Raw genomic sequence first — 13,589 nt, forward strand, 5'->3', positions numbered from 1 at the left:
GTGGCCCTCCGCGCGAGGATGGCGCGGTGACGCCGCGAAACGACGGACAGGAGCAGTCGCTGGAGGAGCGCGTGCTGGAGCGCTGCCGGAGCGCGGGCGTGCGGCTGGTGCTGGTGGAGGCGTGCGCCGGCGGGCTCTTGTGCGGGCGGCTGACGCAGGTGCCCGGGGCCTCGGCGGTGGTGGAGCGCGGCTTCGTGCCGTACTCCCACGAGTCCAAGGTCGAACAGCTCGGCGTCCCGCTCGAGCTGCTCCAGGCGCATGGCTCGGTGAGCGCCGAGGCGGCGGAGGCCCTGGCGCGCGGGGCGCTGGAGCGCTCGCGCGCGGACTGGGCCGTGGCGGAGACGGGCATCGCGGGCCCCGGAGGGGGCACGCCGCACAAGCCCGTGGGCCTGGCCTTCATCGCGGTGATGCGGCGGGGCGGAGCGGCGGCGGTGGAGCGCCACGTCTTCGCCGGGGGCCGGGCCCAGGTGCGCGACGCCGTGGCCCGCCGCGCCTTCGCGCTGTTGCTCGAGCGGCTGAGCGTCGAATCCTGAACCGGACATCCACCCCGCACTCCCGGGTGTCTGGGCTCTCCACCAGCGGGCTCCTACGCTGTGGGGGCGCGCGACGCGCGTGCTGGTGGCGAAGGAGCCCGGGTGTTCCGAATCGACGTCGACAATGCGCACGCCATCGTGGGCTTCGTCCTGGAGGGCTACATCCGGGTGCCGGAGATGGAGGCCTTCGTGACGGAGCTGGAGCGGGCCACCGACTCGCTCGCCGGTCAGGACATCAAAATCCTGGCGGACCTGCGCGCCTTCCGCCCCGCCTCGCCCGAGGCCGCCAACATGATTCGCCAGGTGCAGGAGTACGGCCTGCGCTCGGGCGTGGTGCGCGTGGCGGAGCTGGTGGAGAGCGAAATCATCGCCCTCCAGCTCAACCGCGTGGCCCAGAACAGCCGCACGGACCGCATCCTGCGCCGCTTCTGGGAGGAGCCTCCCGCGCGCCTCTGGCTCATCCAGGGGGATGCGACCGAGCCCCCCCAGCCGCGCCCTTGAGCCGCGCGAAGTCAATGCCTCTCAAACCCCGTTGAATCCCTGACGCTGACAGACGTGTTTTCAGGCGGGCTCGACTTCTACCGCCAGACACGCTCTTTCGAGCCATTGTCCTACCCTTGTGCTGGCCATTTCTCGTCGCGCGAGGATTCACACGTAAAGCAAATTGACGTGTCTGGGTTGGAAATATATCGAAACATGAATAATGGCTTTTGCGTTTGAAATCGTGATTCCGGGTGTGTCACGAATAAATGGCCTTTTACCGGAGGTCTTGCGTTTGGCTCATCGAGTCCTGAAGACGATTGGCGTGGCCTGCTTGGGTGTTGCGCTCACCGCGTGTGGCACCACGGAGTCCGCGCCGGACGAGGCGAAGGCGCCCGAGGTGAAGGCGGGGTCGGACATCCAGCAGTCGCTCAAGAAGCTGCCGAGCGCGGGCGTGGCGGGGGCGCACACGGACGGCGTGCCCGACACGCTGGTGGGTGAGCTGGGCAAGGTGGAGCGCACGCTGTCGGCGCTGGGCGTGGGCCAGGCGGCGTTCGCGGCGGCCCCGGCGCTGACGGACATCGCCCCGGTGTTCCGCCTGCGCGCCGACGACCTGTTCCTGCAGCGCGCGCGCACGGACAACCAGGGCAACCAGCACCTGCGCTATCGCCAGACGAAGAACGGCCTGGAGGTGGTGGGCGGTGAGCTGATGCTGCACGTGCGCCCCGACGGCAACGTGTACGCGGCCAACAGCTCCGCCCGTGACGGCGTGGACCTGCCCGCCACGCCCCGCGTGGACGCCGCCGCGGCGGCGAGCGCGGCGGCCCGTGCCACCGCCGGCACCGGCATCGCCTCCGAGGGCCAGCCCCGGCTGGTCTACGTGCGTGACGACGCGGGCACGCTGTTCCTCGCCTGGCACGTGCGCGTGACGGGCACCCAGCCCTCCGGCATCCCCCTGGTGGACAACGTCTACGTCGACGCGCTCGGCAAGGCGGGCGTCGTGGCGCGCCACCCGCTCATCCACACCGCCCGCAACCGCGCGGTGTACACGGCCAACAACGGCACCACGCTGCCGGGCACCCTGCGCCGCGGCGAGCTGGGCGCGGTCACCAACGACGCACACGTGGACCAGAACCACACGCAGCTGGGCTACACGTACGACTGCTACCAGACGCTGTTCGGCCGCGACTCGTTCGACAACGCGGGCGCGGAGCTGCGCAGCACCGTCCACTACAGCAGCAACTACGTGAACGCCTTCTGGAACGGCAGCCAGATGGTGTACGGCGACGGCGACGGCGTGAACTCCATCGAGCTGGGCAAGGACCCGGACGTCACGGTGCACGAGCTGACGCACGCGGTGACGGAGCGCGAGTCCAACCTCATCTACTCCGGCCAGTCCGGCGGTCTGAACGAGGCGCTGTCGGACACCTTCGCCGCCATCTGCCAGAGCTGGGCGTCCGGCACCTGGAGCACCGCGCCCGCCATCTGGATGATTGGCGAGCAGGTGTGGACGCCGAACACGCAGAACGACGCCCTGCGCTACATGGATGACCCGAGGAAGGACGGCGTCTCGCTGGACCACCTCGACAGCTACACGTCCAGCACCGACGTGCACTACAGCTCGGGCATCCCCAACCTGGCCTTCGCGCTGCTCGCCAAGGGCGGCACGCACCCGCGCGGCCGCACCACCATCAACGTGCCGGCCATCGGCGTCGAGACGGCCGCGCGCATCTGGTACAAGGCCAACACGGACATCTTCACGGAGGGCACCACGTTCCTCCAGGCGAAGACGTGGACCATCCAGGCCGCCGCCGACCTCAACTACAGCCAGGCCATCCAGGACGCGGTGAAGGCGGCCTGGGAGGCGGTGGGGGTCAACGGCGTGTGGACGCCGCCGGTCTCCATCCCGCTGACCAACGGTACGCCCGTGACGGGCATCTCCGGCACGCTGGGCAACGAGAAGTACTACTCGCTGGTCGTCCCCGCGGGGACCACCAAGGTGGTGTTCACCACCACGGGCAGCTCGGGTGACCTGGACCTGTACGTGGGGCGCGGCACCCAGCCGACCACGTCCAGCTACGTGTGCAGCTCCGCGGGCAGCAGCAGCACGGAGACGTGCACCCTCAACAATCCGACGGCGGGCACCTACCACGTCCTGCTCTACGCGTACTCGGCCTACTCCAACGTGACGCTGACGGGCACGGCGAGCGCCACCGTGAGCAACGTGCTGCAGAACAACGTGCCGGTGACGGGCCTGTCCGCCGCCACGAGCGCCAGCGTGAACTACACGATGGACGTGCCGGCCAACACCCGCGTGACGTTCACCACCAGCGGCGGCACGGGTGACGCGGACCTGTACGTCCGCTTCGGCTCGGCCCCCGGCACGGGCTCCGGCACCTACGACTGCCGCCCGTACCTGGGTGGCAACGCGGAGACCTGCCAGCTGACGAACTCCACGGCCGGCAAGTACTACGTGATGGTGCGCGCCTACTCGGCCTTCACGGGCGTGACGCTGAAGGGCTCCTACTAGCTCCAGGAGCTTCGAGGTTCGGGGTTGGACGGCGACACCCGGGGGGCCATCATGGGCCTCCCGGGTGTTGCTTTTTCCCGGGGCACGCAAGGGAGCATGCGGATGGCACGTGACAGCGCGGCGAAGCCGGGTGGCACCTCGTGGGGCCGGTACGGCTGCGGCGTGTCGCTGCTGGTGTTCGTGCTCGTGCCGGGACTGGTGCTGTTCTTCTCCTGGCTGAGCGCGCGCGTCCTGACGCCGCGCAGGGAGCGGCAGGTGCAGGCGCGCATCGCGGGGTTCTGCGGCGAGGTGAAGGCGGGCGAGCTGCCCGAGGACGCGCTGGAGCGCTCGCGCTCGCTGGGCTACCCCGTCCGGCTGGAGGGCTCCGTCGCGAAGCGGCTGCGCATCCTCCGCTTCGACGCGCCGGTGAGCCAGATGCTGGGCTGCGAGCTGCACACGGACGCCGCGGGCCGGGTCAGCGCCACGAAGCCCTATGTCATCTCGATGGAGTACGAGGACTTCTGAGCCTCGGGGTCGGTCGGCAGCTCGACGGTGAAGGTGCTGCCCTCGCCGGGGGTGCTCTCCACGTGGATGGAGCCCCCGAGCGCGGTGAGGATTTCGCGCACCAGGTGCAGCCCCAGGCCCAGGCCGCCGTAGGCGCGCACGGAGACGGCGCGCTCGAAGCGCTCGAAGATGTCGGCGAGCCGGTCCTCCGCGATGCCGATGCCCCGGTCCGTCACGCTCACGCGCACCCGCCCGTCGTCCTCCCACGCGCGCAGGGTGATGGGCTTGCCCGGGCCGAACTTGAGCGCGTTGGACAGCAGGTGCACCAGCACCTGCCCCAGCCGCGCGCCGTCCCAGTTCCCCCACAGCGGACCGTCGATGTGCAGCTCCAGCGCGCAGCCGGCGCGCTCCAGCGGCTCGGCGAGCCTGCCGGCCGCGTGGCGGATGAGGTCCGCCAGGTCCACGCGCGACAGGCGCAGGTCCATGCGCCCGGCCTGGAGCCGTGAGATGTCGAGCATCTCCTCCACCAGCGTGGCCAGCTTCAGCGTCTGGCCGTCCAGCGTGCGCAGCGCGCGCACGGCGTGGGGCGGCAGCCCGGGCGGCGTGTGGCGCAGGAGCGTCTGCACCATGAGGCGCAGCGAGGTGAGCGGCGTGTTGAGCTCGTGGGAGGCCACGCTGAGGAACTCGTCGCGCAGGCGCACGGCGTCCTGGGCCTCGCGGTAGAGGCGGGCGTTGTCCAGGCAGACGGCCACGCGGCGCGACAGCTCCTGGGCGAGCCCCAGGTCCGCCTCCGTGTAGCGCCTTCCGGGCGCGCCGGAGACGAAGGTGGCGACGCCCAGCGTCTTGCCTCCGGCGATGAGCGGCACGTGCATGGCGGCGCGTGAGCCGATGTCGCGCAGGGTGTCGATGTACTCCTGGCCATGGCCATGCTCGCGCAGGATGAAGTCGGGGACGTCCTCGCGCAGGAAGGGCTGGCCGGTGCGCAGCGCGTGGACGAGGGCGGGCGGGGACGTCCAGTCCACCGGGTACCGCTCCAGCATCTGCTTCAGCCGCGCCTCCTTGCGCGCGTCCACGTGCGTCGCCGACAGCACCCTCAGGTGCTCGCCGCGCTCGACGACGGTGACGATGCACCAGTCCGCCAGGAAGGGCACCACGCGCCGCATGGCGTTGCCCAGCATCACCTCCACGTCCAGCGACTCGGCCAGGGCCAGCCCCGTGTCCGCCAGGAAGCGCACGGCCCGCTCCGCGCGGCGGCGCTCCTGCACCTCCACGTGGAGCTGCTCGAACAGGCGGCTGTTCTCCAGCGAGATGGCGATCTGCGACGACAGCGTGCGCAGCACGCCCACGCGCTCCGGGGTGAAGGCGCGCGTGGCCAGGTCGTTCTCCAGGTAGAGCACGCCCACCGTGTTGCCGTGGCGCTGGATGGGCACGACGAGCGCGGACTTCACCGCGCGGCGGACCACGTAGGCGTCCCCCACGAAGCGGCCCTGGTGCGCGGCGTCGGCCAGCACCAGCGTCTCACCGGTGTGGAAGGCGTGCTCCACCAACGTCACCGGCACCTGGGGGCTCGACTCCAGCGGGGTGCGCTCCAGGCTGACCGGCTCGGAGCTGGCGCCCACGGCGCAGACCTGGCGGCTGCCGCCCTCGTCCAGCACCAGCGCCCCGCGCGTGGCCCCCGCCGCCTCGAAGCACACCGCCATCAGCTTCTCGAGCAGCCGGTCCAGCACCACCTCGCTCACCAGCGTCTCGGAGGCCTTGAGCAGGGTGAGCAGGTCCAGCGAGGCCCCCGGCGGCGTGGGGCCCGTCGTGATGGCGCCGGGCTCCGTCCAGGGCCGGTCCAGCCGCGTCGCCAGCTCCGGGAACTCCTCTTCCAGCTGCGTGACCTTCGCCTGCGCGCCCCAGCGCACGTAGCAGTCCAGCGCCGCGCGCAGGTACAGCGGCACCAGGCGCCGGTGGCCCTGCTGCTGGTGGAACCGCCCCGCCAGCTCGTGGGCCAGGGCCTCGTCCTGGAGGAAGCCCTCGGTGTGCGCGCCGTCGATGGCGCTGTCGTACAGCCGCATCGCCTCCAGCGCCCGGTCCTCCAGCCGCGCCACCTCCGCCGCCACCAGCTGGTGCTTGTGACGGAAGTTCTCCGGGCACGTCCGGGCCCACGCCTCCAGCCTGCGCTGGTTGGCCTCCACGTGGGACAGCAGGGCCTCCTTCTCCAGCGGTGTCCGCGACGCGCGCGCCAGGAGCGTCAGCGAGGTGAGCACGTTGAAGTCCACGTTGCGGAAGAAGCCCTGCGTGTAGTGCACGTAGGGCAGGGCCTCGCGCGACATGCGCAGCGCCTCGTCGAGGTCGCCCATCACGTAGGCGACGAACAGCTTCATCATCGCGAGCAGGTAGAGGTTGGTCTGCTCCACCCGGTCCGACGCGAGGTAGGCGCTCTCGTCGAAGTCGTCGTCGTCCAGCCGCGCCGGCGTGCGCGTGCGGCCCTGGAGCGCGCGGATGGCCTGACGGTAGAGCAGGGACACGTCCACCATGCCCTGCACGTTGGCGCGCCGGGAGTAGGAGAGCGCGGTGTCGATGGAGCCGAGGATGCGCACCAGCTCGGTGCCCATCGCCAGCTCCGTGGAGACGACGGTGGTGAGCGCGTAGCTGGTGAACTGCAGGTCACCGCTGGCCAGCCCCGTCGTCACCGCCCGGCGCAGCAGGGACAGGCTGGTGCGCAGGGGCGCGCGCCAGTGGTTGACGTTGAGCGTGAGGCTGATGAGCGCCCGGCACTCCTGCCTGGCGTCGCCCAGCTTGCGCGCGAGCGCCACGCCCAGGTGTCCGTAGGCCTGGGCCTCCTCCACCTCGCCCCGGCTCGCCAGCAGCATGCCCTGCACGGCGTACACGGCCGGGGCCCAGCGCGAGCTGCCATGCTCCAGCGTGAGCGCCAGCGCCAGCGTGTTGAGCCAGGCGAACAGGTCCGGGTCCACGAAGAAGGCGGGCGTGACGAGCTCCGACAGCAGCTGCACGCAGGCCAGGTGCCCGCTGTCCGTCATCATCGGCGCGTCCAGCAGCGCCTCCACCCGGCGCCCGTCCAGGTGCCGGCGCACGCGCGCCTGTCCCTCGGCGAGCGCCTCCGTGTAGCCGTGCTCGGGCAGCTCCACGCCGAACAGGCGCAGCCCCTCGCGGCCCGCGGCGAGCGCCTCCGGGTAGCTGCCCGTCATGAGGTTCGCGAGCACCTGGAGCACGTACAGGTCCGCCTTCTGCGTCGCGGACGCGGCGTGCGTGTGCGCGGTGTGCAGCAGCTCCTCCGCCAGCCTCCCGTTGCCGGAGAGGTACGCGCACTCTGCGGCCTCCCGGTGCACCTGGAAGAGCCGGGCCTGTCGCCGAAGTCCCCCGTCCGCGGGCAGCAGCGACAGGCCGCGGGTGAAGTACACCAGCGCCGCGCCGAAGGCGGAGGCCCCCTTGGCCTTGAAGCCCGCGCGGAAGAACAGCTCCGCCAGCTGCTCGCGCTCCTCTCCGTCGCTCAGCTGGCCGAGGCCCCGGTACAGGTGGTCCACCACCGCGAACAGGCGCTCCTCCAGCGCCTCGCCCCTCGCGCCGTGCCACAGCTTGCGTCCCACGGCCAGGTGCAGCGCCTGACGCTGGTCCTCGGTGAGCAGCGAGTACGCCGCCTGTCGGACGCGGTCGTGCGCGAAGCGGTAGGTGGCCTCGCGCCGAGCGCCGTCCGTCGTCGCCGGCGCGCGCGCGGGCTCGCTCTCGGGGACGAGCAGCCCTTCTCGCAGGAGGCTCCACAGCGCGGAGGCCGCGTCCTGCTCGTCCTCGTCGACGAGCGACGACAGGAGCCCCAGCTCCACCTGGTCCCCCAGGCACGCGGCCACCTCCAGCACGTACTGGGTGCGCTCGGGCAGGCGGCGGATGGCGGCGAGCAGTAGCTCCACCACGTTCTCCGTCACCTCCACCCGGGACAGCCGCTCCAGCTCCCAGGTCCACGTGCCGCGCTCCCAGTCGAAGCGCAGGAGCCCGGACGCGTGCAGCAGGCGCAACAGCCGCGTGAGGAAGAGCGGGTTGCCCGCCGTCTTGCCCGCGAGCAGCCGGGCCAGGGGCGCCACCCGCGCGGGCTCCAGCTGGAAGGTGTCCGCGCACAGCGCGGTGATGGCGCCGACCTCCAGCGGCGCCAGCTCCAGGTCCTGGACCGGCAGCGTGTCCTGCTCCGCGAGCACGTCGAGCAGGCGCGACAGCGGGTGTCCGGGGCCCACCTCCTGCGGTCGCCACGCGCCGATGAAGAGGACGTGTCGCGAGCCCGGGTCCGTGCACAGGCTCTCCAGCAGGTGGAGCGAGCCGGGGTCCGCCCACTGCAGGTCATCCAGGAACAGGATGAGCGCGTGCCGGGGCGTGGCCAGCGACTGCACGAAGGACTGGAAGAGCAGGTGGAAGCGCGCGGCGGCCTCCACCGGTCCCAGCGCGGGCGGCACCGGCTGCGGCCCGAGCAGCACCTCCAGCGCGGGCACCACGTCGGTGATGACACGCGCGTGCGGCCCCAGCGCGCCCAACAGGCGCTCGCGCCAGAAGTCGCGCGACGGGGGCGACTCCTCCAGCAGCTCGCGCATCAGCCCCTGGAACGCCTGCACGAAGGCGGCATAGGGCACGGTGCCCTGCAGCTGGTTGAACTTGCCGGTGAGCAGCCGGTCTCCAGGGAGCGCGTCGCGCGCCAGCTCGTGCACCAGCGCGGACTTGCCGATGCCCGCCGCGCCCGACAGCAGCACCAGCTCGCTTCCGCCCCGGCGCACGCGCTCGCGGGCCGCGCGCAGCGCCTGCTGCTCGGGCTCGCGGCCGTACAGGCGCTCCGGGAGCGACAGCTGGTGGGCCAGGTCCAGCCGCCCCAGCGTGAAGTCCCCGTCGTTCTGACGCCGGCTGGCCTCGAGCAGGTCCGACAGGAGCGAGTCGGCGCCCTGGTAGCGCTCCTCCGGCATCTTCGCGAGCAGCTTGAGGACGATGTCCGAGACGATGCGCGGCACGGCGGGGTTGACGAAGGCGGGCGGCACGGGCGCGCGGGCCAGGTGCGCGTGCACCAGCTCCACCGGGTCCGGGGAGGTGAACGGCGGCAGCCCCGTGAGCAGCTCGTAGAAGGTGGCGCCCAGCGAGTACAGGTCCGCGCGGTGGTCGATGGGCCGGTTCATCCGTCCCGTCTGCTCCGGGGCGACGTACGGCAGGGCCCACTGCAGCTCGCCGGGCAAATCACTGCTGGGGGCGATGCCCGAGACGCGCGTGGCCAGGTCCAGGTCGATGAGCGTCAGGTGCGTGCCGTCGGCGCTCATCACCAGGTTGGTGGGGTTGAGGTCGCGGTGGATGACGTGCTGCTCGTGCAGGCGGGTGAGGATGCCGGTGAGCTGGAGCGCCAGCGCCATGAAGCGCTCCAGGTCCACGGGCTTGCGGCGCAGCCACTCCTGCAGGTTGTGCGGCCCCGCGTCCTCCAGCACCAGCGCGGGCGGGTGCGAGGGCGCGTCCTCCAGCGACACGACCCGCGCGAGGTCGGGCACGGTGTCGCGCAGCCCGGTGAGCAGCGCGTGCTCGTGGCGCAGCATGGGCGCGCTGCCGGCGGCGAGCGGCCCCTGGCGGACCTGCTTGATGATGAGGGGCCGGCCATCGCGTGCCCAGGTGCGGAACACGACGTACCGGCGTCCCCGATGGATTTCCTGAAGGCCTTCGGTGCCCGGCGCCTGCCACATCGTTCGTCCCCGCCGCGAGGCGAGGTCCTCCGTCCGTCCCCCAGGCGCGCGGACGTTTCCACGCGCGGGCGGGCCCGTTCCCTCAGGATTTGGACGAAGGCGCCCCTCGGCACGCGGGACGGGAGGCGACAGCGGGCAGCGGGGCGGGGCCTCGCGGCATGCCCGGGCGGCGAGCGGCTTCAGCTGACGCGGCGCAGCTCCGGCAGGTCCTCCGGCTTGAGCGCCCAGGGCGGCGCCGCGGGCAGCGCGGACAAGAAGCCCGTCTGCACCGCGGGGAAGCCATCCACCTGGGCCGCGTCCGGGAAGAGCGAGCCGGGGCGCACCATGCTGCCCGCGCCGACCAGGCAGCCTCGCCCCAGCCGGCTGCGGTCGCAGAGGATGGCGCCCGCCTCCACCACGGTGCCCGCGCCCACGAAGCAGCCGTGCACCAGGCAGCCCGGTCCGATGATGGCCCCATCCTCCACCACCAGCGTGCCCCCCGGTTGCAGCTGCACCACGGCGTTGGCGTGGATGCGCACGCCCGCGCCGATGCGCAGCGGCGCGTGGGACTCGCCGATGATGCGCACGCCGGGGCCGATGATAGCGCCGGGGCCGATGAGCACGTCGCCCGTCACCTCGGCGGAGGAGAACAGGGTGGCGGTGGGGTGGACGAGCGGGTGCTTGTCTCGGAGGGAGTAGAGCTGTCCCATGGGTGCATCCTCGGCGCGGTCTCTGGCGAAGAAAGGGGTGAGGGGTTGTTGGGGAAGGGTGAGCGAGCCGCCGCGCGAGGCGCGCAGCCGCTCCAGGTCGCCGGTGTCCACGCGCCGCACGACGCGCGCGGGCCGGCCGACGACGACGGAATCCGAGGGCACCCACATGCCGGAGGGCACCAGCGCCCCATCCGCCACCAGGCAGCGGTCGCCCAGCCGGGCGTCCGGTTGGAGGATGGCCCCCGGGCCCACGTCGCACAGGTGGCCCACCGACGCGCCGAGCACCAGGCTGCGCGGGCCCAGCGTCGTCTTCTCGCCCACCACCACGGGATGACGCGCGGTGCCGACGGCGGTGGTGTTCTCCCGCAGCGTGGAGCCCGCGCCCAGTTGAACCGCGCCCTCCGGAGAGCAGACCACCGCGCCCTGCGCGAGGTGGACTCCGGGTCCCAGGTGCACGCGCCCCAGCACGCGCGCACTGCTGGCCAGACGGAAGTGCGCGGTGCCCGGACTGGGGACTGACGGGAACAGCGAACGAGAGAAGCTCGGCATCATGAGTGGGCGCAAGCTACACCTCGCCTCGGCGATGAAGGACCGCCCGGAGGCGCTGGAGTGGTGTCGGAGGTGCAACGGCGAACAGCGCGTAACCCGGCCCCGGGTCTGGGGTGGGTGACGGCCATCCACGCCCGCCCGGGCGCGGAGGACAAGGCCGAGCGTGCGCACCCGCCCCGCCGCGAGGCGCCGTGCGGGTCAGCCGGCCGCGCGCCGCGGCGTCCTGGACGCCGTCGCCCCTTCCTGACAGAAGGGCCCGAGGCTCGGCGGGGCGGTCCAGGAGGCAGCACACATGTCGCAGGTGGAGGGGCGGGAGTCCGTGCCGCGAGAGGAGTTCTGGGCGTCGCTGAAGGAGGCCATGCACGGCACGGAGAAGGACCTCACGGGGCTGCCCGTGAAGCGCGCCATCTTCCTGCTCGCGGTCCCCATGGTGCTGGAGATGGTGATGGAGTCCATCTTCGCGGTGGTGGACGTCTTCTTCGTCGGGCGGCTGGGCGCGGATGCGGTCGCCACGGTGGGGCTGACGGAGTCGTTGCTCACCATCATCTACGCGGCGGCCGCGGGGCTGAGCATCGGCGCCACCGCGCTGGTGTCGCGGCGCATCGGTGAGAAGAACCCGGAGCAGGCCGCGCGCACGGCGGTGCAGGCGATTGGCCTGGGCGTGTTCCTGGCCATCCCCCTGGCGGTGGGCGGCGTGGTGTTCTCGCGCTCCCTGCTGGAGTTGATGGGCGGCGAGCCGTGGGTGCTGGAGCACGGCGTGCGCTACACGCAGGTGATGCTCGGCGGCATGGGCACGGTGCTCCTGCTGTTCCTCATCAACGCCATCTTCCGGGGCGCGGGGGACGCGGCCATCGCCATGCGGGTGCTGTGGCTGGCCAACGCCATCAACATCGTCCTGGCGCCGATGCTCATCTTCGGCGTGGGCCCCTTCCCGGAGCTGGGCGTCATGGGCGCGGCGGTGGCCACCACGTTCGGCCGGGGCTGCGGCGTGGTGTACCAAATCTACCGGCTGGCCCGGGGGAGCGGGCGGCTGCGCGTGCGCTGGGAGCACGTGCGGCTGGAAGTGGGCACCATGCTCTCCATGCTGCGGCTGTCGGGCGCGGGCACGGCGCAGTCGCTGGTGAACACCACGAGCTGGGTGGTGCTGGCGCGCATCGTCTCCACCTTCGGCAGCCAGGCGGTGGCGGGCTATACCATCGCGATGCGCATCGTGCTCTTCGCGCTGCTCCCCTCGTGGGGCCTGGCCAACGCGGCGGCGACGATGGTGGGCCAGAGCCTGGGCGCGCGTCAGCCGGAGCGCGGCGAGCAGGCCGTGTGGACGGCGGGGCGCATCAACGCCGTGTTCCTGGGCTCGTTGGGGGTGTTGTTCGTCGCCTTCGCCCAGCCGCTGGTGGGCGCCTTCTCCCCGGACCCGGTGGTGGTGGACCACGGCTCGCACGCGCTGCGCATCATCAGCGGAGGCTTCCTCTTCTACGCCTTCGGCATGGTGCTGACGCAGTCGTTCAACGGCGCGGGGGACACCACCACGCCCACGCTCATCAACGTGTTCTGCTTCTGGATTCTGGAGCTGCCCCTGGCGTGGGTGCTGTCGGGGCCCCTGAAGATGGGGCCCTCGGGGGTGTTCCTCTCGCTCACCGTGGCCTTCTCCGTGCTGGCGGTGCTCGCGGCCCTCCTCTTCCGCAGAGGGCGCTGGAAGCTGCGCCAGGTGTAGGCGCCACGTCAGACGCCGTGCGCGCCGCCCGCGGACTCATCCCAGAAGGACGCCTCAATCTTGTGGCCGTCCAGGTCCTTCACGAAGCAGCCGTAGTAGGGCGCGCCGTACTGCGGACGGGGCCCGGGGGCGCCGTCGTCGGTGGCGCCCGCCGCGAGCGCGGCCTGGTGGAAGGCGTGCACGGCCTCCTTCGATGCGGCGATGAAGCCGAAGTGGGTGCCATTGCCGACGTTGGCGCGCTGCCCGTCGATGGGGGCCTGCACCCAGAACTCGGGGAACTGCTTGCCGTAGGCCACGGCGTTGGGGAAGTCGAGCACCCGCTTGCAGCCGAGGGTGCCGAGGACGGCGTCGTAGAAGGCCACGGCCTTCGCGAAGTCGTTCGTGCCGAGGGAGACGTGGGAAAGGATGCTCGGGTTCGAGTCGCTCATGGGTGCGGCTTTAACCCGGCCCGAGCCTCCTCGCGCGCCCAATCGCTCAGGGGCAGTAGGGGCAGGACGGCATGCCCGGGTTGTCCGCCTCGAACTGGGCGTACACGCGGCAGTTGTCGTCGCGCCGCGACGTCTGGCCCTGGCAGCCGTAGTGGTACGCGGCCTGGCAGAAGGAGGAGGACTGCGGGTCGGCCGAGGGGCCCGAGTACGGGCTGTTGCACGCGCTCGACGTACCGCCGCACTCGTCCGCGTCGTCCTTCAGCTCCGAGTAGGAGCAGGAGCTGCCCTCGCCATACGCGGAGCAGGTGCTGTCGGACGGACACCACTTGCAGGCGTTGGCGACGTACTCACTGGCGCAGCCGCCACAGGTGGAGATCTCGGTACAGACGTCGTCCTCGAAGCAGGCGGTGAGACCGAGGCACGACACGAGGAGCGCGAGCAGGGCGATGGGGCGAAACACGTGGACTCCGGGAGTCGGGGGGGGGGG

At 71.9% G+C, this 13,589-nt stretch carries 9 protein-coding genes; 5 read left to right on the plus strand and 4 right to left on the minus strand.

Annotation, left to right across the window (positions count from 1 at the left end):
* The first annotated feature begins 26 nt into the window (after window positions 1-26).
* The 4 genes from OWM54_RS23470 to OWM54_RS23485 all read left to right on the plus strand — a co-directional run bounded on the left by OWM54_RS23470 (window position 27) and on the right by OWM54_RS23485 (window position 4,047).
* Complete coding sequence (locus tag OWM54_RS23470; RefSeq protein ID WP_267698924.1) at window positions 27-533, plus strand: CinA family protein; 507 nt, start codon at window positions 27-29, stop codon at window positions 531-533.
* Between the two features lie 102 nt (window positions 534-635).
* Window positions 636-1,034: an STAS/SEC14 domain-containing protein gene (locus tag OWM54_RS23475; protein ID WP_267698925.1), complete on the plus strand. Its 399-nt coding sequence runs from the start codon at window positions 636-638 to the stop codon at window positions 1,032-1,034.
* A 274-nt stretch (window positions 1,035-1,308) separates the two neighbouring features.
* Window positions 1,309-3,543 carry a M4 family metallopeptidase gene (locus tag OWM54_RS23480; RefSeq protein WP_267698926.1) on the plus strand — a complete coding sequence of 745 codons (2,235 nt, stop codon included), beginning with the start codon at window positions 1,309-1,311 and terminating at the stop codon, window positions 3,541-3,543.
* Window positions 3,544-3,645: 102 nt separating this feature from the next.
* Window positions 3,646-4,047, plus strand: coding sequence for a hypothetical protein (locus OWM54_RS23485; protein WP_267698927.1), 402 nt, complete (start codon window positions 3,646-3,648; stop codon window positions 4,045-4,047).
* On the opposite strand, the gene OWM54_RS23490 is transcribed toward OWM54_RS23485, so the two are convergent.
* Entirely contained in the window at window positions 4,014-9,725 is a 5,712-nt protein-coding gene (locus tag OWM54_RS23490) for an AAA family ATPase (protein ID WP_267698928.1), read from the minus strand. The genes OWM54_RS23485 and OWM54_RS23490 overlap by 34 nt on opposite strands.
* 179 nt (window positions 9,726-9,904) lie before the next feature.
* Window positions 9,905-10,978 (minus strand): gamma carbonic anhydrase family protein, encoded by a 1,074-nt coding sequence (locus OWM54_RS23495; protein ID WP_267698929.1) that lies wholly within the window; start codon window positions 10,976-10,978, stop codon window positions 9,905-9,907.
* 277 nt (window positions 10,979-11,255) lie between these two features.
* Between OWM54_RS23495 and OWM54_RS23500 the strand changes: the two genes are divergently transcribed.
* On the plus strand, window positions 11,256-12,674 hold the full coding sequence (locus OWM54_RS23500; RefSeq protein WP_267698930.1) for an MATE family efflux transporter: 1,419 nt from the start codon (window positions 11,256-11,258) through the stop codon (window positions 12,672-12,674).
* Window positions 12,675-12,682: 8 nt separating this feature from the next.
* Here the strand turns inward: OWM54_RS23500 and OWM54_RS23505 are convergent, their stop codons facing one another.
* Complete coding sequence (locus OWM54_RS23505; protein WP_141327056.1) at window positions 12,683-13,102, minus strand: VOC family protein; 420 nt, start codon at window positions 13,100-13,102, stop codon at window positions 12,683-12,685.
* A 46-nt stretch (window positions 13,103-13,148) separates the two neighbouring features.
* Window positions 13,149-13,562 carry a hypothetical protein gene (locus OWM54_RS23510; protein ID WP_141327058.1) on the minus strand — a complete coding sequence of 138 codons (414 nt, stop codon included), beginning with the start codon at window positions 13,560-13,562 and terminating at the stop codon, window positions 13,149-13,151.
* Window positions 13,563-13,589: the final 27 nt, after the last annotated feature.

It is taken from the genome of Myxococcus sp. MISCRS1 (genome assembly GCF_026626605.1).
Classification (GTDB): Bacteria; Myxococcota; Myxococcia; order Myxococcales; family Myxococcaceae; genus Myxococcus; species Myxococcus fulvus.

Bases quoted from the DNA above. Each gene is read 5' to 3' on its own strand.
- OWM54_RS23500 (WP_267698930.1), top strand. From the start codon at position 11,256: ATGTCGCAGGTGGAGGGGCGGGAGTCCGTGCCGCGAGAGGAGTTCTGG.
- OWM54_RS23505 (WP_141327056.1), bottom strand. From the start codon at position 13,102: ATGAGCGACTCGAACCCGAGCATCCTTTCCCACGTCTCCCTCGGCACG.
- OWM54_RS23490 (WP_267698928.1), bottom strand. From the start codon at position 9,725: ATGTGGCAGGCGCCGGGCACCGAAGGCCTTCAGGAAATCCATCGGGGA.
- OWM54_RS23485 (WP_267698927.1), top strand. From the start codon at position 3,646: ATGGCACGTGACAGCGCGGCGAAGCCGGGTGGCACCTCGTGGGGCCGG.